Raw genomic sequence first — 21,333 nt, 5'->3', positions numbered from 1 at the left:
TATGAAAAAAGCTTTATTATTATCTTCATTGCTTAGTTTAGGAGCATTGACCGCACAAAACACTTCAAAATGGAGTGATTTGTTTTCCTATAATAACGTATTGGCCATTCGTGATGATGGACAAAAACTAATAGCTGCAACAGAAAACGGAATTTTTTATTATAATCCTACCTCAGGCGAAATTAAAAAATTATCAAAAGCCAATGGCTTACACGAAGTTAAAATAACAGCTTTTGATTACAATCCGGAAACACAAATCGGACTTGTAGGTTACAAATCTGGTGCAATGGACGTTATTACGCCAGAAGGTGTGTTCCTTATCGTTGACATTCCAATTGCAATGGGGTATTTAGGAGATAAAAAAATTAATCACATTTCTATTTCTGGGAATAAGGCGGTTATCTCGGCAGGATATGGCGTTTCTATTTTTAATCTTGAAAAAAGAGAATTTGGTGAAAGTGCATTTTTTAATATTGGAGGAAATTACAATGCAGCTCTCGAAGCTGGCATTATCGATGAAAAAGTTGTAGTCGCCACACAGAATGGACTTTTAACCCACGCAATTGATACCACTTTCCCGGTATATTCAACTTGGACAACGCAAAGTGCTGGTAGTTTTACAAACATCGCTACAAAAGATATCATTGCGTATTCTAATGCAAACCAAGTGAGGTATGGAGATAATATAACATCAACCACCGCTTTGCCACAAAATTTTAGCAATGTAAAAGATGTTGTGATAACGGCACAAAATATAATTGTTGCTGATGGCAGCCGATTATATATTTTTAATAAAAGCTCTGGTGCATTACAAAAAAACATCGACTTTTCTGAAGAACTTAATTCTGGTTATGCGCTTAACAATCAGTTTTTTTCTGCAACAAAATTAAATGGGCTCCTTAATGAAAGCCAATCTAGTTTTAAACCAGATGGACCGTATAATAACTTCTCCTATAAATTAAGTATTATAGATAATAAAATATGGGTCTCTACTGGAAGCCGCGATAACTACGATACACCAATATACAAAAACCTAGGTTATTATTATTTTAACGGTCAAACTTGGAGTTATCCAGAGTATTTCATTTCAAATCCAATACAATTTAATGTGTTTGATGTAATATCAGACCCGGTTGACCCTAGCATTGTATTTTTCACAAATTACTCTTCTACAAATGGACAAAAAGGTATTTACAAAATGAAAAACGATCAATTTGTAAAAATTTACAAATCAACAGAAGGCCCTAATTTTTATAATAGACCAACAGGTCTTGCAATAGATGAAAACAATAATATTTTTGTAAGCGTAAGCTTATTAAATAATACGAATGCCAATGTTGGTTATTATTTATACAATCGAAGTACAGACGATTTTATAACAATTCCCTTAATTAATGCAAATCGTGCTCAAAAGCACCTTTTAAAGGACAACACCATGTACATTCCCGCTCCTAGAGCCGACAATAGTGGTTTAATTATGTATGATTATGGTAACAATCCTTCTTCATCAACTAATCCACTTAAGTATCTTACAAAAGATAATAATCTACCATCAAGTGATGCAATTAGTGTTGCTTTAGATAAAAATGACAATTTGTGGATTGGAGGACACAAAGGTCTTAGAATTCTATCCAACCCCAAAGCAGCTTTTAATGAAGACAAACCACAGACCGAACCTATAATAATTGAAGAAAACGGACTAGGAGAAGAACTCTTCCGTGACTCAGAAATATTGCAGATTGCGGTCGATTCTGGAAATCAAAAATGGATTTCTATTGCAGGCGGTGGCGTTTTCTATCTTAGTCCAAATGGAGAGCAGACTTACCAACATTTTACAAAATCTAATTCGCCACTACCAAATGACACCGTGACAGATGTCCAAATTGACAGCAAAACAGGTAAAGTCTATTTCGCAACAGCTGATGGCATTATGGTATATCAAGGCGATGTTGCGGATGTTACAGAAAACTTTGGCGACGTTTTGGTTTATCCCAATCCTGTCGTATATGCACAGCACAAAGGCAATGTGTATATAAAAGGTTTGGCAGCCAAAACCAACATCCGAATAACAGATGCTGCTGGCAATGTTGTGCATTCTGCAGTTGCCCGTGGTGGTTATTACGAATGGAATCTTAACAATGCAAAAGGCGCTCGCGTTGCCTCTGGAATTTATTTCGTGTTGATGACCAACGAAGATGGTACTGATACAAAAACTGCAAAAATTGCCGTAGTTAATTAATGAACTCTTACAAAGCCTTTCTTCTTTCCTACATCAGATATGGAGATAATGATGCTATATTGCATTGTTATACAGAAGAAAGTGCTTATTTAACTTTTTATGTAAAAGGTATATATTCCGGAAAAAACAAAAAGAAAGCTTATCTATTTCCATTAAATGAAATTGCATTAATCACTTCAAAAAGCAAATTCAATTCGGAGTTGTTAAGTGTATCTAGTATAGAATCGGTCAACAAAAATGATTTGTACCAAGACATAAAGGCCAATGCTATTATCTTCTATATTGCGGATCTTTTAAATCAAATTTTAAAACACGAAAACCAAGCCAACACAAAACTGTACCAAGCTATTTCTGAATTTTTACATGAAGTGGAATGCGCCAATATGGAAGCGCATTTGGTTTTGATGCTTAAAATAATTAAAATCCAAGGTTGGGCACCTTTGGAAAACGACGCGCCATATCTCAATCCAGAAACGGGAACTTTTGTCCATTCCGAAGTTCATTATTTATTTGATAAAGAAAATTCTGCAATCTGGAAAGCCTACTTGTCCAAGGAAAAGCCTTATGATTTAACTTTAAAAAGAGAACAACGCAGAAAATTCTTAGATAGTCTTTTGTTGTATTATCATTTTCATTTTGTGGATTTCAGAACCCCAAAATCATTAGAAATCATCCAGGATATTTTCTAATGATGGTAGACATCATCATACATTACACCCGCCTCAATCGCTACATTTAATTTATTTTGATCTGGCACCAAAGGGCAACTATAATCATAAGCATTGTATGCGCAATAAGGTTGATAAGCTTTATTAAAATCAATCATCATAGTATCGCCATCAACTTTTTCTAAATCAAGGTAACGCCCGCCACCATAGGTTTTATCCTCGTTCGTCAAATCTCTAAATGGTAAAAAAACGAGATTTGCATATTGGGGATTATTTTGCAAAGCATCGTTGGTATAAAGTGTCAATTCCAGGTTTTTCCCATTCAATTTAAAATAAGCTTTAGCATATTCTGTAAATGATTTTGATTTCCCAGAAGAGGTTGGCATAATCATTTTTTTTTCGGAAGTAGCTTTCTCTAATCTGGCTTCAACATAGTATTTTTTGTTAATTGGAAAAAATGGATGACGTTTAAATTTTTCAAAATTCTCGCCTCGCAGTGGGGTTTCGTCTAGCGTTTTATATTCTCGGTTTAGTTCGTTTTGAAAATCAATAACACTTTGTTTCCATGATTTAGAAGATTGTGCATTAAGATTAATGACATTTAGAAAAATAAAAAAAAATAGAATTTGTTTCATTTAAGCAATAATTACGTTATAGACATCGGATTTGTTACGTTTTATATTCGGCACAAAAAAACCTCCAGATTCGGCAATGACTTCTCTCAAGCTAAAACTTTTACAAGAATCTGATAGGCCTGTAAAATATAAAGTAAAATAAAAAGTCTTACCCGGCGGCACATCTGTCCACTGCGGGTAAAGACTAATATTTTCACAATGGATAAGAAAACTTACATCATTGGGACTTGCATCATCATAAAGATAAGTGGATTCCCAAATTCTTATTTTTTCTTCAAAAAAACCAATCGATTGATAGCGGCAATGTAGAATTACCATTTTGTCCAGTTGTTCTAGCTCTTTTGTAGCCTCCATCAGGGACGTTTCTATAATCGGTTTGGTTTTTATCGTTTCCATTTTTAATAATTTAATTCCAAAGCTTTTTTGCTGGCAGCTCTTATTTTCTCAGTTAGGTCTTTGTCCGTCGCTAAGCTCGTTCCGTAACTAGGAATCATTTCTACGATTTTGTCTTTCCATTTTCCTGTCATATTTTCTGGGAAACATTTTTCCAAGACACTCAACATGGCATGAACCGATGTACTTGCTCCAGGAGAAGCGCCCAAAAGCGAGGCTATAGTTCCGTTTTTGTTGACAACAACCTCTGTCCCGAACTCTAATTTCCCACCGTGTTTTGCATCTTTTTTAATGATTTGTACACGCTGACCAGCTATTTTAAGATCCCAATCTTCTTCTTTAGCATCTTTGATAAAATCTCTCAAATGGGCAATTCTCTGAGATTTTGTCATTGCAACTTGCTGAATCAAATATCTTGTTAAAGGTAAATTGTGCCACCATGCGCCGAACAAGGATCTTATGTTTTTAAAGTTAATACTTTCTGGCAAATCTAGGTAACTTCCTTCCTTTAAAAATTTTGTTGAAAATCCCGCGAACGGACCAAACAACAAAGCTTCTTCCCCATCGATAATTCTAAGATCCAAATGCGGCACAGACATCGGCGGTGCATCAACTGTAGCTTGTGTATACGCTTTCACTTTGTGCTGAGCAATTAACTCTGGATTTTTCGAAACCAACCATTGTCCACTTACTGGGAAGCCTCCATAACCAGCACTTTCATTAATATCAGAACTATCTAAAAGTGGCAAAGCATAACCTCCTGCACCTATGAAAACAAATCGTGCATCAACTTCTTGTTTATGGAGATTCTTACGATCTTTCACGGTAAGGCGCCATTCGCCGTCATCTTGCAAGCTAATATCCTTAACTTCATGAAACGTGAAAACTTCCACACTGCTATCTTCTTGTAAATGATGAATTAGTTTTTTTGTTAAAGCGCCATAATTAACATCTGTCCCCATATCCATTTTGGTGGCTGCTAACTTGTCACTAGGGTTACGTTTTCTCATGATTAAAGGTATCCATTTCTGAAGATTTTCGTGATTGTCAGAAAATTCCATTCCTTCAAAAAGATGAGATTTTGTCATCGCAGCGTGTCGTTTTCGAAGAAAATCAACATCGTGTTCGCCCATTACAAAGCTCATGTGCGGACAAGAATTTATAAAATCTTTAGGCTTGCTGATTAACTTATTTTCAATTAAATAAGACCAAAACTGTTTAGAAACTTCAAATTGTTCAGCGATTTTTTCAGCTTTTTTGATATCAATACTTCCATCTTTCTTTTGGGGTGTATAATTGAGTTCGCAAAAAGCGGAATGCCCTGTTCCTGCGTTGTTCCAGGCATCAGAACTTTCTTTAGCGACGTCATCCAGACGTTCAAAAATTGCGACCTTAAGATTGGGTTCTAATTGGTGAACGATGGTTCCCAATGTTGCACTCATAATACCACCACCTATCAGTACAAGGTCGTATTTCGGTTTCGGAGTATCCATTACATTTATATTGTTTAATGCAAAATTTTGCAGAAAATTCCGTACCAAAGAAGTCTTTCTAAGCAATTAATTTGCCGAATATCTTGAAAAATATTTTCGTAAATTTACGACCAAGTTTAGCCTATTGAAATGACTAAACTTTTTTAAATAATGAAAGCTTTAAAAACCTTAAACCCTTATTTTTGGAAACATCGAGTACTCCTTTTTTGGGGATTTTTATTCATCATACTCAGTAATTTTTTTGCTATTTACAAAGTTCAATTTGTTGGACAAACCATTAATATCATTGAAGGTAATTACGACAATCTGAAACTTTCTAAAGAGGCAAGTATTTTTGATAACGTAAAAGCCAATTGGGATTATTTCCGCATTATTTTCATCAATTCCGGGATATTATTACTTTGTTCATTATTGTCTGGATTTTTCACTTTTATGATGCGCCAGACCATTATCGTTGCTTCACGAAGAATCGAATATGAGCTTAAAAATAAAATCTTTAGACATTACGAAGAATTATCGCTAACAGATTATAAGAAAACCACAATTGGTGATCTTATGAACAGATTAAGCGAAGACGTTGTAGCCATCCGCATGTATCTAGGTCCTGGCGTGATGTATGTGGTCAACCTTGCAATTTTGTTGATTATCACGAGTACTTATATGTTGATGACTGATGTCGAAATGACTTTGTGGACCTTGTTACCATTGCCCATTTTGTCATTTGTAATTTATAAGGTTAGCGATATTATCAACAAAAAATCGAAGACCATGCAGAAAAGCCAATCTGCAATTTCGACTTTTGTCCAAGACAGTTTTTCGGGCATTCGCGTTGTTAAATATTTTAGTAAAGAAAAATACATCGAACGTAATTACGGCATCAAAGTCAAGGATTACCAAGACAAAGCTTTAGATCTTGCAAAAACAGAAGCTTATTTCTTTACAATCATCTTATTTGTTATCGGACTCCTTAACGTGGCGGTTATCTACATCGGCGGGCAAAAGTACATTGCTGGCGAAATGAGCGTTGGTACCATAGCCGATTTCTTTTTATATATTAACATTCTGATATGGCCATTCTCTATGGTTGGTTGGGTAACATCGGTCAACCAAAGAGCCGAAGCATCCATGCAACGTGTTAATGAATTTTTAGAAATGAAGTCTACAATCATTAACAAAAACCATGAAGAATATCCTATAAAAGGCGATATCGAATTTCGTAATGTTAGCTACACTTATCCAAATACGGGAATTAAAGCTTTGGAGAACATAAGTTTTAAAGTAAATGCTGGTGAAACACTTGCCATTATGGGAAAAACTGGTAGTGGAAAGTCTACTATTGCTTTATTACTTTGCCGTTTAATTGATCCCGATGAAGGTGAAGTTTTGATCGATGGAAAAAGTTTGAAAGATCACAATCTCGAAAATTATCGCCAAAAGATTGGCTACATTCCTCAAGAAAGTTACTTATTTTCTGATACGATAGGTTATAATATTGGTTTTGCCATCGACAATCCAGGGAAAGACCTCATCACCACATTTGCTAAAAAAGCCGATGTGCATAAAAACATCATCGAGTTCAAAGATCAATACGACACAGTTGTAGGAGAACGCGGTGTAATGCTTTCTGGTGGACAAAAACAGCGTATTTGTATTGCCAGAGCATTAATAAAAGAACCACAACTTCTTGTGTTCGATGATAGCCTTTCTGCCTTGGATACAGAAACCGAAGAAAATATTTTACAAAACATTGAGAAGGATTTGCAAAATGCGACTTCTGTTATTATAACACACAGAGAATCAAGCGCAAAACGTGCAGACAAAATACTTTATCTACCATAGAAAGACTCTTAATTTTTCCAAAAAAACAGAATTAAATACATGAATTTTTAATTTTCTTTATAAATAATTCAAAAATAATTTTGGATTAGGCAGAATTCTATTATATTTGTTTACACAGATTTCAAAAATATCGTACAAATGAGTGAATACAAGGAACGCCACGAAAATGAAATTTTCACAAAAGTATTGAAAGCAGGTAGGAGAACCTATTTCTTTGATGTGCGCGAGACAAAAGCTGGAGATTATTATCTTACGATTACTGAAAGTAAAAAGAATTTCGGGGAAAACGGAGAGGCAACTTTTGAAAAGCACAAAATCTATCTTTACAAAGAAGATTTTAAGAACTTCTTAGACATGTTCAATGAGTCAACAGATTTCATCATCGATCAAAAAGGTGAAGATGTGATTTCTGAAAAGCATGACAAAGATTTTAAATCCAAATCTTATACTTTAGAGTCCGACGACGAAGTTTAAGAATGAAAAGAAAAGAGCAAAAGGCATCCTAATTTTAAAATTAGGATGTTTTTTTTGCCTTAATTTTAAAATTAAAGACAAAAAAAAAGACACCTATCAAATAAGTGTCTTTTGTAGCGAAGACGGGAATTGAACCCGTGACCTCAGGGTTATGAATCCTGCGCTCTAACCATCTGAGCTACCTCGCCGATTTTGTGGTGCAAATATAGAAAAAATTTGCACTTGCACAAAATTATTTTAGACTAAAATAATCAAAAACTTCATTGAGATGATTAGGCTTCGCAACTATCTTATTAGAACTATCTAATATAAAGTAAGTTGGCGTTGCGTGGATATTATATTTTTTTGCATAGTCGCTATACCAACCTTTGGCTTCTGATGCATTTATCCATGGAAATTTTGATGCCATATCCGCATAAGACTTAAGATCGGCATCTAGCGACAAACCAATAATCTCGATTTTCTTGGTTTTCATCGTTGGATATTTCTCGATGAATCTAGGCAACTCGCTTGTACAGTGTGAACAAGTGGAAGACCAAAATACAATAACTTTGTGGTCGGCTTTTACATCATAGATTGATTTAGCTTTTGTATTATAAGTATTATATAAATCAGCATTTGCAAATGTAGATCCTATTTTGACATCATCAATACTTTTAATGGTTCCGGCTAGCCTGTCATTAATTGTACATTTTAGGTCTTTTGCTTCTTTGAAATATTTGTCTTTAAGGTCATGCATCTCATACGTATCAAAAATATCAATTAATTCTGACAAAATGGTCTGACCTCTTGGTGTTTCAATATTAACAGCTTTTAACAGCTTTTCTATATCTGTATTCACATTATCTTTACCAGCAGCATTAAGATACGAAATAAGTGCGGGCTTCAACAAAGACGAGGTTTCTAAATAGCTTCCCGAATTGTTAAAGAAATTAATGTATTCTTGTAAAGGGATTGATTTATAATTCGGGTTATTAACATACTTTGATGAAGTTTCGTTATAATAATTAATAAAGGGATAATTATTACTCGAAGCTTCAGCAGAAGATAGTGCCAGAATTTCTTTTTCTAATGCGGAATAAAACGTATCGGAAGGCGTATAATATTCTTTTATTTGCAGAAGTGCGGGATAAATGACTTCTTTTTTCTTTTGTCCATTTTGTGAAAATTCAAAATATTTGTTAACCTCATCGGAAAAGCTCACATCTTTAATGGCTTTGTTTTCAACTTTATTAATACTAAGCGTGATGTCTTTATTCTCCGAAGCCATCTGAATGCTATTATTGGAAGGAAAAAGCACTAAACGCAACATTCCTTTATACGCTTTGGGAACGGAAATTTTCAGATCAGTTCCTTTTATGCTTCCTTTTCCTAATAAAATATCTTTGGAACCATCATAACCGAATAAGTAAGCATCATTAACTTCAAAATTGGAAGGCAAATTAGCATTAACCTTAAATTGTGCGGACACAGTAGAAGCTCCTAAAATACATAGAGCCAGCGCTATATTTCTCATATTACAAATATAAAAAACTCACTTAATAATAAGTGAGTTTTTATGATATTAAGATAATTTTAATTTCTTATTTCGTTGATAGAAGTAGAATACCAAAAGAATTGCAGCAATTACTAAAACATATTCATACATATCGATTGGGTTTTTCGGTTGTCCACCAGGTCCAACTCCTCCGGCTCCACCACCTCCTCCTGCACCTGGTCGGGATTCTGGCACCGGTGGCGCCATCTGCGCTAAAACGAACTGATTTGCACAAAAAAGTACTAAAGCAAGATATTTAAAAAAAGAATTTTTCATATGTGTTTGTGTTTTATCTTATAATTTTACCATTAAATACTTCACCTTTTTCAGATGTTGCAGTTACAACATAGGTTCCGTTGAACTTCTGGATATCTAATATCAAATCTTTTTTTGTTGAAACTCTATTTTTTGATAATATCAATTTGCCACTTATGTCATACACCTTAACGTCTGCTTCATTCCATTTTGGATCAAAAAGTAAAACGTATTCATCAATATTCGGATTGTATGCAATCTTAGATCTAGACATTTTAGCCTCATCATTTCCTAAAGTAGCATCATTAGGTTTATCATAATAAAGATTAAACTGATCTCCTGTTATATCTAATATTTTCCCTTGAGAAATACTTACCAATTCCGAAGAATCACTTTTACGGATATAAAAAGCTTTACCTGATGATAATAAACTTTGGTTATCATCAATCATTTCGGCATCTTCTAGAATTTCGAATTTTAATGATTTAATATCATTGCTATACAGCTCCATTACAATTGGCTTTCCAGCAAAGTTAGTTTCGTTAGCTTCGTTAACATACAGCCAATATTTGTCGGACAAATTAGTATCCATACCTCCGTCTGGCTTTTCCTCATAGGTACCAATAATATCTATAGGCCCTGCTGTTACCTGCGAACTCACTTGGTTTAAATCCAACATACCTGTCTTAGCATCTGCATAGACAACGTAATAGGTTCTTGACAATTCTTTCCCGTTAGCATCTAAAGCAATAACACCAAGTTGCTTAACAGTCGTTGCGGAAGCTCCTCTATTTGCGGTAACGTCATAATTGACATTTGCTGCGCGGGCTGTGTATTTAAAACGTCTTAGGGTTTTAAAATTCAAATTATAAGACGCATTATCCACACTATTTGCCAACTTTACTACAAAGGTTTGCATTGGTTTAATAATAGCATTATTAACATCCGCTACAGGAACCCCTCCAGCATAGGTAATATATCTTGCGTTAGTAGAATAAGTTGCACCATCGCTATCTGAAGTAACTTCTCCTGGATCGAATCTAATACCTTGTATGTTTGGAATAGCATTTCCATCTCCTATAGTAGCCGATTCTACAATTCCTATTTGACTTAGATCTAAATTGGTTAAATATGGGTTTCCATATTGATAAAGATTTTTACCGAAGTTGGCTTGTAACCATGGATTGGTTACAGAGGCATCAAAATTATCCTGAAGATAAGAATTATAAGTTTCTCCATGTAAATTTCTAACCTGTCCGCTGGTTCCATAATCAATACCAAGTCCTGCGCCATACAGCCTTGCAGTCTTGCTTTGTGTATCGGCGATAGGTTTCCCTCTTACAATATAGACGCCATTTGTATAGTTAGGCACTGTTGCGTTAGTCGCAACATTTGGATTCTGAATTCCTACAATTGGATTACTCGATGCGTCAAAATTTCCTGAGCCTAATGCAATATATTCTAATCCAGTTAAAGTTTGTTGATTTACTGAAAAAATATCGAATCTTGGTTTTGGGTTATTCCATTTTAGGATTTCATTTTTTGACCATCTTACATCGGAAAAAGGTTTTCCAAATTCAGTATTTAGTGTCGATAAAATTTTCCCATAAAATGGCAATGATAATTGTTGATAAGTACCATGTTTTCTCTCACGATACTCTTTATCTACTATACCTGTTATATTATTTTGGTTAAAACCTTCAATATACAACTGCCCATAAGTATTGTTGGAAGCATTATTCATTCTCAGAATTATATTCCCTCCATTACTCTTGGCACTTCCGTTGGTATTGACTGTCTCGAAAGTATTATTGACTCCTCCATCAATCATAACATCGCCAGAAACATCGAGAACACCAGAGCCAACCGTACGCATACTAAGATCTTTGCTATACACTAATGCACCTTCACTTACTTTAAAATAAGCTTTATCTCCAATATATGTGAAATTATCTTGAGCATGAACTTGTGCAAAAATAACAATAGTTCCTAAAATTAATAAAGTTTTTCTCATGATTTACAAAATTGTGTTATGTGTTTTTGTCAATTGCAAAACTATGCCTTTTTTTTGAAAATATGAAATCATATCCTTAAAAATCAATACTTAATTCATTTTTAAGAATATTTTAATTCATTTTCAAACATACTTTAGTTTAGATCTTATTAATTACAATTTCTTCCACATTACCAATATCATACATATAATCTTCTAAAACTTTTTCCGTTGTACCACGAAGTCCTCTAGCGCCAAGTCCCTTTTCTACGGTATCATCAACTATTTTTTCAATAGCCTCATCTGTAAAACTTAGCTTAACACCATCCATCTTAAACAATTCTACAAATTGATTAATAATAGAGTTTTTTGGTTCTTTCATAATTCTCACCAAAGTTTCTTTCGTCAAACTCTCAAGATAGGTAATAATAGGAAATCGTCCCAAAAGTTCGGGGATTAGTCCAAATGATTTTAAATCGATCGCATTGATTTGGCTCAAAATATATTCGTCATCCTCGGTATTATTAAGCTTCTCTGCGCTGAAACCGATCGCTTGCTTGTTAAGACGTCTTTCGATGATTTCTTTAATACCATCAAAAGCACCTCCCGCGATAAACAAAATATTCTGTGTATTAACCTGAATATATTTTTGATCAGGATGTTTTCTTCCGCCTTGCGGTGGCACATTAACAACACTTCCTTCCAAAAGTTTTAACAAACCTTGCTGAACGCCTTCTCCAGAAACATCTCTTGTAATGCTGGGATTATCAGACTTACGGGCGATTTTATCAATTTCGTCAATAAAGACGATACCTCTTTCTGCTTTTTCAACATCATAATCGGACACCATCAAAAGTCTGGACAGGATACTTTCCACATCTTCTCCTACATAGCCTGCTTCTGTCAATATCGTTGCATCTACGATACAAAAAGGAACATTAAGCTGTTTTGCAATTGTTTTTGCCAACAAGGTTTTACCCGTCCCAGTCTCACCAACCATCAGGATATTTGATTTTTCAATTTCTACTTCGCGATTTTCATCTTGTTTGTGAAGTAGTCTTTTATAATGGTTATAAACCGCGATTGACAATTGTTTTTTAGCTTGATCTTGACCAATAATATACTCGTCCAAAAATTCTTTAATCTGCTTGGGCTTTGACAATTCTTCCATAGTAAATCCAGCATCGCCATTAGCTTTCATACTATCTTTAACAATAGCATGTGCCTGTTCGATACAGTTTTCGCAGATAAAACCATTCTGCCCAGATATTAGGGTTTGTACTTCATTTCTTTTTCTTCCACAGAAAGAACATTGGTTCGGATTCATATAATAATTCTGTACGTTTTTCTTTTATAATGATAAAAAAAGAAGCAGTTGCTTCTTTTAAATTATGCGTTTGTAATAGCTTCTTGAATTGCTTGATATTCTTCAGGATTTAGCTTAAGCCTTTCATTCCCAAAATTAAGATCTTGCATAGCATTAAGCGGCACCAAGTGGATGTGCGCGTGTGGAACTTCTAATCCCACCACGGCAACGCCGACTCTTTTGCAAGGAATTGCCTTTTCAATTTTTTTTGCAACCTGCTGGGCAAAGCCCCAAAGATTTTTAAAATCTTCAGATTCTAAATCAAATATCAAATCGACTTCCTTTTTTGGAATTACCAAAGTATGACCTTTCACCAAAGGCATAACATCTAGGAAGGCAATGAAGTTGTCATCCTCGGTTATTTTGTAGCTTGGGATTTCTCCGTTGATGATTTTTGTGAAAATAGAACTCATTATTTTAAAAATTAAATCTTTTGCAAATTTACAGACTAATTTCCAAAACTTCAAAAGTTAACTTATTACCATTTGGCAATACAATTTCTGCAACATCACCCACGATTTTCCCTAGCAGACCTTTTGCGATTGGAGTATTAACAGATATTTTCCCTGATTTCAAATCACTTTCATTATCAGGCACAAGCGTGAATTTTTGTTCTGCTTTCGTAGCATGATTTTTCAATCTAACTGTTGTAAGAATGGAAACTTTCGAGATATCTAATAAACTTTCATCAATAATTTTTGAACCAGAGATAGCATCTTTCAGTTTAGAAATTCTCATTTCTAAAAGACCTTGCGCTTCTTTAGCAGCATCGTATTCTGCATTTTCAGAAAGGTCACCTTTATCTCTCGCTTCTGCAATCTGTTGCGTCACTTTCGGTCTTTCGATAGATTCCAATCGTTCTAGCTCGGTTTTCATTTTATCTAACCCCTCTTTAGTCACGTAATTCATGTCAATAATTTTTTAACGTTGATATAAAAAAATTATCCGACCTTTGCCGGATATAATTTTTGCTGTGTTGAATCGTTTTGACAAATATATAAATTAATTTTGATATGAAAATGAGATTGAAGCATTTTGGGCCAATTATTTTTCTGGTTTTCAGTAATTTATTCATTATCAACTCCTGTAGTGAACGTGCCGAAACCGTTTCTTGTTTCCCACAAGTACAAATCAATGTAAGCATCAATATCAACACACCATTGTACCATGCTTTGAACTATCAGGGCGGTTGGGTGTATGTTGACCAGGCCGGCTCTGGCACGCATGGACTTATCATCGTAAACACCAATTCTGGTTTTAAAATTTTTGATCGTAACGCACCACACATCTGTCCAGACACCGACAAAACAATACTTTATGTAAAAGACAATACGACGATAGTTTGTCCAAAAGATGGTGCTGAATGGATGATGAACGGAACTCCGATTAATGAAACCTCAAAAGGGCTTCCGCCAAAAACGTATCCATTTGCATACGATGCTGCATCGGGAACTATTTCTGTGTATTATTAAATTTTAAAAATGAAAGTTGTTATTCAGCGTGTCTCCGAATCTTCGGTAAAAGTAGATAATGTTATTGTTGGTGAAATTGGAAAAGGCTTTATGCTTCTAATTGGTATTGACGAAAGCGACAATCAGGAAGATGCCAATTGGCTAGTAAAAAAAATACTGGACCTGAGAGTTTTTGGTGATGAGGAAGGAAAGCTGAATTTATCCATAAAAGATATTGGTGGCGAAATCCTTTGCATCAGCCAATTTACATTGATTGCGGATTACAAAAAAGGGAATCGTCCTTCTTTCATTAAAGCTGCAAAACCCGACCAGGCCATTCCATTATTTGAGTATTTTAAGGCTGAACTCAAAAAATCATCTTTAAAAATAGAAAGTGGAATCTTCGGCGCAGACATGAAAGTTTCTTTAATCAACGACGGTCCTGTAACGATTGTAATGGATAGTAAAACAAAAAGCTAGATTCTTGAAAATCTAGCTTTTTTGAAATATTTTTTAGTAAAATTAGTCAACCTGATATTCTAATTTTATGGTAATTGATGCTTCTTTTTCTTTTGATGAAGTATTAAAAGTCCCGCCGTACGAATAGTCTTCGTTGGAGTTAGGCGCGGTAATTTGGATAACACCCATGGTTGCTTTTTTAAGATTACCAAGACTACTTCCTGCATTATCGGCAATTTTTTCAGCGCGTTCTTTGGCATCTTTGGTCGCATCGGCAATCATTTGTTGTTTGACTTCTGCAAGTTTGGTATAAAAATATTGTGGAGAAGAAGAGGTAAATTCAATACCGCGGTTGATAATTTCTGTAATATTTCGTGATATATTTTCGATTTTCGCAACTTCCTTGGATTCTATGCTAACGCTTTGTGATAAATTATACCCAGCAAATTCGCCTTGCACATAGTTCCCATTTGCGTCATTATAACTTCGAAAATTTTTCTGAATGTCTACCGCTGAAAAAACCATCTCATCATCTTTAACACCTTTTGATTTTAGGTATTGCGCAATGACATTTTTATCAATCGCCAATTCGTCATAAGCCGATTTTAGATCAAAATTATTTTTTGAAAAACTTCCCGACCAAGTAATTAAATCGGAAGTAAAGGTCTTGGATCCCAAACCTGTTACCGAAATTGTATTATCTGCTTTGTTACGGTTTTTGATTGCATTTCCGAGAAAAGCGGCAGAGATTATAAGCCCCAACGCAGCGATGCCAACCGTAATGTATTGTTTCATATTTTTTGTTTTTAGTGTTCCGAAATGACATCAAAGTTTATTCCAAGCTTTTTGATAATGATAATTATGTAGACTTTCCTAATTCATCTAATGCCACTGCTTGCTGAATATCTTCGTTATAGTCTTTCCACTGTACAACTGCGGTATCGCTCCAGCGGTCATGCCAGCCCCTATCTACACTTGATAAAAAAGAAAAAGCTTCAAAAGGGACTATTCTTGATAAAGTTCTTGTAAAAAATTCCCATCTGGAAGGCGTCAATCCATTAATGTCAACAACGCAAGTTCCTGTGATTAACTTCCCAATTGTTCTTCCTTTTGAAAAATATTCGAACAAGAAATAATACAGTATCATAGTTACCGCTCCAAACATCCAATTAATTAATTTGTCTTCCAAACTATAGATTAATTTTAAGATAAACATAGAGTTAGTTAACACATAAAGAAGACCGATAATCATCCCAATACAATAATTGAGAATGAAAAGAAAAATACTGTCAATTATTAAATTATAAAACCGCGTCATTTGGCTGGCTTTAAATCGATTAACGCGTTTGTAATTAGGCTTCATACAATTATAGTTTTTTCTCCATCTCGATGCTAACGCCTTTCATTTCACCATGCATTGGCGGACGGGTTTTGGTTAGTTTTACTTTTATAAAACTGAGCTGCGGAAAGTTTGTTTCTAGTTTCGAAATAATCCTGCCAATAACATGCTCTAACAATTTGGAAGACACATTCATTTCTTGATGAATGACATCGTTGACTTCGGCATAGTTAATGGTATCTTCCAAATCATCCGACGCTGTGGCCTTCGATAAATCTGCATGTAATTCTACATTGACAATATAGTAGGTTCCTAATATCGTTTCTTCTGGTAAAACACCGTGATAGGCAAATATCTTAATATTTTCAAGGATAATTTTTGAATTCATAGGCTTTAATCGTTTTCGTAAAACTAAACAAGTTTTGCCAATTTCTCAACAAAACTTGTAGTTTATTTCTATTTTGATTGCAATAGGGATGGAAGCGACATCCTTGGGAGCGGAGCGAGGCGACGGAGCATCGCGGAGTCGACCGAGCGAAGCGCTCAAGATATAGCGTACAGCCCGACCGCTAGCTTGGGAAAGCTTCGGCGCGGGATTGCCCTATTACTTAATACTTTTTGACAAATCCAACATCGCTTCAATTGGTTTCAAAGCTTTAAGACGCAATTCTTCATCGATAAGAATTTCTGGAAGTTCGTACTTCATACATAGATAAAGTTTTTCCATGGTGTTTCGTTTCATAAAAAAACATTCGCTACAATTACAACTTTCATCGAACACCAACGCGGGAATAAGTTCTTTATGTGGCGCACGCTTTTTCATCTCGTGAAGAATACCTTCCTCCGTTGCAATGATAAATTTTTGACAATCGTCTTGCTCAACATAATTTAATAAAGCTGAAGTAGAACCTATGAAATGTGCCAACTTAAGCACCGCTTCTTCGCTCTCTGGATGCGCGATAAGTTTTGCATCTGGATTTTCTGCCAATTGTTTGGCAATTCTTTCCATAGAAAAAGCTTCGTGAACAATACAGCTACCGTCCCACAATATCATATCTCTACCAGTTTTTTGAGCTAAATATCTACCCAAGTTTTTGTCTGGTGCAAAAATAATTGGTTGGTCTTTGGATAATGCATTGATAATAGTTTCCGCATTAGAGCTTGTCACAATAATGTCACTTTCTGCTTTTGTCTCCGCATTACAATTGATATACGTTGCTACTAAAGCACCTGGATGTTGTGCTTTCATTTTCCGAAGACCTTCTCCGCTACAACCATCTGCTAGAGAGCATCCTGCCAAGGTATCTGGCAATACCACTTTCTTAGTCGGATTAAGGATTTTCGCTGCTTCTGCCATAAAATGTACACCACAGAAAACAATCATATCTGCATTGGTATCTTTTGCTTGACGTGCTAGTTGAAGTGAATCTCCTAAAAAATCTGCAATATCCTGAATCGCTGCAGGTTGATAATAATGCGCCAAAATAACCGCATTTTTTTCTTCTTTTAATTTCAAAATTGCATCTACAAGATCTTGTCCTTGCGGAATTGCAATGTCTTTAATATCTAAAAAACCTTTAACAGGAAGGTTGGATGTTGCTTTTTGTAATGTACTTTCCATATTAGTTTGTGCTTAAAATTAGGCTTTAATAAAGGCCGTCAAAATATTTTCCATTTCTTGAGTTGCTATTTCTAAAACATCATTAACGACAACTTTATCAAACTGATCTTTGTAAGTTAATTCTTCCTCGGCTTTGGCTACACGCGTTTTTATAGTGTCTAGATTATCTGTTCCTCGAGTAATCAGTCGACGTTCTAGCTCCTCAATACTTGGCGGTGCAATAAAAATAGAAAGCGCTTGTTCTCCAAAAATCTTTTTCAAGTTAACACCGCCTTTGACATCTACATCAAAAATAACGATTTTCCCATTATCCCAAATCTTTTGCACTTCGTCCTTCAACGTACCATAAAATTTGTCCGTATAGACTTCTTCAAACTCAACAAAGGCATTTTCAGAAATTTTTTTCTTAAAATCGTCTGGACTCAAAAAGTGATAATCAACCCCATGTTTTTCCTCTCCTCGCGGGTCACGCGTGGTACAAGAAATCGAAAATTGCAATTCTGGAAAATGTGCCAAACAATGTTTTACCAGAGTGGTTTTCCCACTTCCTGATGGTGCCGAAAATATGACTACTTTATTCATTTTTCATTTAATAATTATGATTACAAAACTAAGTTGTAACTGAAAATTATACTTTACAAAACGTTAAGGGTTTGTTCTTTAATTTTTTCGAGATCATCTTTCATCTCTACAACCAATTTTTGAATGGCTGTATGGTTGGCTTTGGAACCAAGTGTATTAATCTCGCGTCCGATTTCTTGGGAAATAAAACCTAATTTCTTTCCATTAAAATCTTCAGTATTCATGACGTCATTATAATATTTAAGATGTTGCGCCAATCTCACTTTTTCTTCAGAAATATCTAGCTTTTCTGTATAATAAGCCATTTCCTGGTAAAAACGCGTTTCATCAACATTTTCGAATTCTTTCAAAACATTTTGATAACGCTCTCTTATTGCAACAATTCTTTCTTCTTCATAAGGTGGAACTTCGGATAATTTAAGCTCAATATTTTTGATGTTTTTTCCTAATTCAGTTTGCAAAATTGCACCTTCTGTGGTACGGAATTCTAAGAATTTAGAAATCGCTTCATTAATAATTTTTAAAAGAAAACGCCATTCTTCATCATTTAGATCCGTTGTTTTGTTGCTAATCGCTTCTGGCATACGAACGGCCATCTGCAAGTATTCTACAGCTTCTGCACCTGGCGAAATATCACTAAGTTGGGCGATATAAGACTTTACAATTTCTTTATTAATATTGACATCGTTGCTATCTTCAAGATTTTCACAATTGATGTAACAATCTACTTTTCCACGAAGCAATTTATCGTTCAGCAATTTCCGAACATCAAATTCTTTTTCTTTATACCGAAGAGGCACTTTGATGTTAAGGTCGAATGTTTTGCTGTTGAGTGATTTGATGTCGACAGTAAGTTTTTTTCCTTCGAAAACGCCTTCTGCACGGCCAAATCCCGTCATTGATAATACCATAATTGACTTTCTTATTAATATGCAAATATAACGATGTTCCTCGAAAAGCCTTTCAAAGATTCTTAATAATCAATATAAATTGTGTTTTGCTTGAATTTTAAAGAGGCACTAAATATTTTTTGGTTCAAAATTTTCAATAAACTGATAAATATTAATCCTTTTTAGACAAAAACCTATTGATAAAGACAATCGATTATTGTAATTTTGTCGGCTATGAAAAGATGGTATCTCTACCCTTTTTCCCTTGGTTATCATCTCGGAACTTCTATTAGAAACCGAATGTTTGATTGGGGAATCTCTTCTTCAAAACGATTCAAAACTCCTATCATTGGCGTAGGTAACCTCTCCGTGGGCGGAAGTGGCAAATCGCCTATGGTAATGTATTTGGCAGCTTATCTCTCCAAATATTACAGAACGGGCGTTTTGTCCCGTGGCTATGGCAGAATGACCAAAGGCTATCATGTTGTGAACTATGACAGCAACTACAAAACTGTTGGTGACGAACCCATGCAGCTTTTCGAAAGGTTTAAAAATCGTTTCGTAATTGCCGTGTGTGAAGACCGCGTATTTGGCGCCAAAAAACTGATTGAAGACATGGACCTCAATGTTTTAGTTTTGGACGACAGCTATCAACATCGCGCTATAAAACCAGGACTCAACATTTTATTAACTGTTTATAATGATCCTTACTTTAAAGATTTCATCTTACCAGCTGGCGACTTAAGAGAAAGCCGTAGAGGTGCAAGCCGCGCGGACATTATTATGGTAACCAAATGTCCAGACGATCTTACGGAAGAAAAAAAACAATATTATATCTCAAGGATAAAACCACAACATTATCAAAAGGTGTTTTTCTCTTCGATAGAATATGATGAAAACATCATAAGTATCGACAAATATATGCCTGTTAAAAATCTGGATTATTATGACGTTCTTCTGATAACTGGAATTGCAAATCCAACACAAATTGTAAAAGAAGTTGGAAAATATTCTAACAAAGTAACCCATCTTAAATACAAAGACCACCACAATTTTTCTGATGACGACATCAAAAAAATAGTATCCGAATATAAAAAACTAGGAGAATACAAAATTATCCTCACCACAGAAAAAGATTATGTAAGACTAAAAACTTTCGATTATCTTAGAGATAAAATCTTTTATTGGCCCATTAATGTAGAAATTGACAATCAAGAAGCGTTTAATCAAATTATCAACGATTATGTTAGAAAAAATTAAAGAAACAGCAGCCTTTATCAAAAATATTATCCAAGACACACCCGATTTTGCAATCGTCTTAGGCTCTGGACTTGGAAAATTACAAGACGAAGTACAACCCATCCATACGATAGAATACGAAGATATCCCTAACTTCCCCCAAGTTACCGTTGTTGGTCATGGCGGAAAACTGATCTACGGAATTCTTGAAGGTAAAAAAGTACTTATGATGAGTGGACGTTTCCACTATTACGAAGGTTATCCAATGGAAACTGTAACTTTTCCCTTCAAAGTTTTCCATCTTTTAGGAATCAAAAACCTGTTGCTTTCCAACGCTTCAGGTGGTGTTAATCCGAACTTCCACGTTGGTGACATTATGCTGGTGAAAGACCATATCAACATGATGCCAGAACATCCATTACGTGGTAAAAACATCGACGAGCTAGGTCCTAGATTTGTGGATATGAGCGAAGCTTACAACAAAAACATGTTACAAACCGCACACGATGTGGCTAAAGAAAATAATATTTTGGTACACGAAGGTGTCTATGTTGGTTTGCAAGGTCCAACTTTCGAAACACCTTCAGAATACGGATTGGTACGTTTCATCGGTGGTGATGCCGTTGGGATGAGCACCGTTCCGGAAGTTATCGTGGCCAAGCACATGGGCATGGACGTATTCTGCATTTCAATTATTACCGATTTGGGCGGTCCAGAAATTGCTTTTGCTGTTTCCCACGAAGAAGTTCTGAATGCCGCTAACAAAGCCATGCCAGACGTTATCAAAATCGTAAAAGGTCTTGTTAAAAATTACAATTAAGATTTTAAAACATATCATTAAATGCATTCTACTTAAGGAT

General features: G+C 35.0%; 23 protein-coding genes and 1 tRNA gene. 8 read left to right on the top strand and 16 right to left on the bottom strand.

From position 1 onward, the window contains the following. The first annotated feature begins 1 nt into the window (after nt 1). Together G6R40_RS12775 and recO are read left to right on the top strand one after the other, a co-directional pair. On the top strand, nt 2-2,239 hold the full coding sequence (locus G6R40_RS12775; protein ID WP_165136254.1) for a T9SS type A sorting domain-containing protein: 2,238 nt from the start codon (nt 2-4) through the stop codon (nt 2,237-2,239). After that, nucleotides 2,239-2,928 carry a DNA repair protein RecO gene (gene recO, locus G6R40_RS12770; RefSeq protein ID WP_165136251.1) on the top strand — a complete coding sequence of 230 codons (690 nt, stop codon included), beginning with the start codon at nt 2,239-2,241 and terminating at the stop codon, nt 2,926-2,928. The genes G6R40_RS12775 and recO overlap by 1 nt, the downstream gene beginning before the upstream one ends. Here recO and G6R40_RS12765 read toward each other — a convergent pair. The 3 genes from G6R40_RS12765 to mqo are packed head-to-tail and all read right to left on the bottom strand — an operon-like array spanning nt 2,925 to nt 5,428. After that, entirely contained in the window at nt 2,925-3,542 is a 618-nt protein-coding gene (locus G6R40_RS12765; protein ID WP_165136248.1) for a DUF1684 domain-containing protein, read from the bottom strand. The genes recO and G6R40_RS12765 overlap by 4 nt on opposite strands. After that, nucleotides 3,543-3,938 (bottom strand): hypothetical protein, encoded by a 396-nt coding sequence (locus tag G6R40_RS12760; protein WP_165136245.1) that lies wholly within the window; start codon nt 3,936-3,938, stop codon nt 3,543-3,545. 2 nt (nt 3,939-3,940) lie between these two features. Continuing rightward, entirely contained in the window at nt 3,941-5,428 is a 1,488-nt protein-coding gene (gene mqo, locus G6R40_RS12755; RefSeq protein WP_165136242.1) for a malate dehydrogenase (quinone), read from the bottom strand. 150 nt (nt 5,429-5,578) lie between these two features. On the opposite strand from mqo, the gene G6R40_RS12750 reads away from it, so the two are divergent. Next, nucleotides 5,579-7,267, top strand: coding sequence for an ABC transporter ATP-binding protein (locus G6R40_RS12750; protein ID WP_165136239.1), 1,689 nt, complete (start codon nt 5,579-5,581; stop codon nt 7,265-7,267). Nucleotides 7,268-7,405: 138 nt separating this feature from the next. Next, the gene (locus G6R40_RS12745) at nt 7,406-7,741 is read left to right on the top strand and encodes a DUF3276 family protein (RefSeq protein ID WP_165136236.1); all 336 of its coding nucleotides are present in this window, start codon (nt 7,406-7,408) and stop codon (nt 7,739-7,741) included. 114 nt (nt 7,742-7,855) lie between these two features. On the opposite strand, the gene G6R40_RS12740 is transcribed toward G6R40_RS12745, so the two are convergent. The 7 genes from G6R40_RS12740 to greA all read right to left on the bottom strand — a co-directional run bounded on the left by G6R40_RS12740 (nt 7,856) and on the right by greA (nt 13,801). Continuing rightward, nucleotides 7,856-7,929: transfer RNA gene (locus tag G6R40_RS12740), tRNA-Met, on the bottom strand. A 44-nt stretch (nt 7,930-7,973) separates the two neighbouring features. Further along, a complete protein-coding gene (locus G6R40_RS12735; protein WP_165136233.1) occupies nt 7,974-9,257 on the bottom strand; it encodes a peroxiredoxin family protein in 1,284 nt (427 codons plus the stop codon). A 48-nt stretch (nt 9,258-9,305) separates the two neighbouring features. Beyond that, a complete protein-coding gene (locus G6R40_RS12730) occupies nt 9,306-9,554 on the bottom strand; it encodes a signal peptidase (RefSeq protein WP_165136231.1) in 249 nt (82 codons plus the stop codon). 13 nt (nt 9,555-9,567) lie between these two features. Further along, a complete protein-coding gene (locus G6R40_RS12725; RefSeq protein ID WP_165136228.1) occupies nt 9,568-11,547 on the bottom strand; it encodes a T9SS type A sorting domain-containing protein in 1,980 nt (659 codons plus the stop codon). Nucleotides 11,548-11,686: 139 nt separating this feature from the next. Beyond that, on the bottom strand, nt 11,687-12,853 hold the full coding sequence (gene clpX, locus G6R40_RS12720) for an ATP-dependent Clp protease ATP-binding subunit ClpX (protein WP_165136225.1): 1,167 nt from the start codon (nt 12,851-12,853) through the stop codon (nt 11,687-11,689). A gap of 62 nt (nt 12,854-12,915) precedes the next feature. After that, nucleotides 12,916-13,305, bottom strand: coding sequence for an HIT family protein (locus G6R40_RS12715; protein ID WP_165136222.1), 390 nt, complete (start codon nt 13,303-13,305; stop codon nt 12,916-12,918). A gap of 28 nt (nt 13,306-13,333) precedes the next feature. Further along, nucleotides 13,334-13,801, bottom strand: coding sequence for a transcription elongation factor GreA (gene greA, locus G6R40_RS12710; RefSeq protein ID WP_165136219.1), 468 nt, complete (start codon nt 13,799-13,801; stop codon nt 13,334-13,336). A 110-nt stretch (nt 13,802-13,911) separates the two neighbouring features. On the opposite strand from greA, the gene G6R40_RS12705 reads away from it, so the two are divergent. Together G6R40_RS12705 and dtd are read left to right on the top strand one after the other, a co-directional pair. Continuing rightward, nucleotides 13,912-14,364 carry a hypothetical protein gene (locus G6R40_RS12705; protein WP_165136216.1) on the top strand — a complete coding sequence of 151 codons (453 nt, stop codon included), beginning with the start codon at nt 13,912-13,914 and terminating at the stop codon, nt 14,362-14,364. Between the two features lie 9 nt (nt 14,365-14,373). Further along, the gene (gene dtd / locus G6R40_RS12700; RefSeq protein WP_165136213.1) at nt 14,374-14,823 is read left to right on the top strand and encodes a D-aminoacyl-tRNA deacylase; all 450 of its coding nucleotides are present in this window, start codon (nt 14,374-14,376) and stop codon (nt 14,821-14,823) included. A gap of 42 nt (nt 14,824-14,865) precedes the next feature. Here the strand turns inward: dtd and G6R40_RS12695 are convergent, their stop codons facing one another. The 6 genes from G6R40_RS12695 to G6R40_RS12670 all read right to left on the bottom strand — a co-directional run bounded on the left by G6R40_RS12695 (nt 14,866) and on the right by G6R40_RS12670 (nt 19,255). Then, complete coding sequence (locus G6R40_RS12695) at nt 14,866-15,597, bottom strand: SIMPL domain-containing protein (RefSeq protein ID WP_165136210.1); 732 nt, start codon at nt 15,595-15,597, stop codon at nt 14,866-14,868. Between the two features lie 64 nt (nt 15,598-15,661). Then, a complete protein-coding gene (locus G6R40_RS12690; protein ID WP_165136207.1) occupies nt 15,662-16,165 on the bottom strand; it encodes an RDD family protein in 504 nt (167 codons plus the stop codon). 4 nt (nt 16,166-16,169) lie between these two features. Next, a complete protein-coding gene (gene folB, locus G6R40_RS12685; protein WP_165136204.1) occupies nt 16,170-16,529 on the bottom strand; it encodes a dihydroneopterin aldolase in 360 nt (119 codons plus the stop codon). A gap of 216 nt (nt 16,530-16,745) precedes the next feature. Next, nucleotides 16,746-17,762 carry a quinolinate synthase NadA gene (nadA, locus tag G6R40_RS12680; RefSeq protein ID WP_165136201.1) on the bottom strand — a complete coding sequence of 339 codons (1,017 nt, stop codon included), beginning with the start codon at nt 17,760-17,762 and terminating at the stop codon, nt 16,746-16,748. 18 nt (nt 17,763-17,780) lie between these two features. Next, nucleotides 17,781-18,344 carry a guanylate kinase gene (gene gmk, locus G6R40_RS12675; RefSeq protein ID WP_165136198.1) on the bottom strand — a complete coding sequence of 188 codons (564 nt, stop codon included), beginning with the start codon at nt 18,342-18,344 and terminating at the stop codon, nt 17,781-17,783. A 53-nt stretch (nt 18,345-18,397) separates the two neighbouring features. Further along, entirely contained in the window at nt 18,398-19,255 is an 858-nt protein-coding gene (locus G6R40_RS12670; protein WP_165136195.1) for a YicC/YloC family endoribonuclease, read from the bottom strand. A gap of 213 nt (nt 19,256-19,468) precedes the next feature. On the opposite strand from G6R40_RS12670, the gene lpxK reads away from it, so the two are divergent. Both lpxK and G6R40_RS12660 read left to right on the top strand, forming a co-directional pair. Next, nucleotides 19,469-20,494: a tetraacyldisaccharide 4'-kinase gene (gene lpxK / locus G6R40_RS12665; protein WP_165136192.1), complete on the top strand. Its 1,026-nt coding sequence runs from the start codon at nt 19,469-19,471 to the stop codon at nt 20,492-20,494. After that, complete coding sequence (locus G6R40_RS12660) at nt 20,478-21,293, top strand: purine-nucleoside phosphorylase (RefSeq protein WP_165136189.1); 816 nt, start codon at nt 20,478-20,480, stop codon at nt 21,291-21,293. Before lpxK ends, G6R40_RS12660 begins: the two co-directional genes overlap by 17 nt. Nucleotides 21,294-21,333 lie beyond the last annotated feature (40 nt).

Source organism: Chryseobacterium sp. POL2, from assembly GCF_011058315.1.
Taxonomy (GTDB): Bacteria; Bacteroidota; Bacteroidia; order Flavobacteriales; family Weeksellaceae; genus Soonwooa.
The sequence above is the reverse complement of the archived record's forward strand: the minus strand, read 5'-3'. Positions and strand labels throughout refer to the sequence as shown.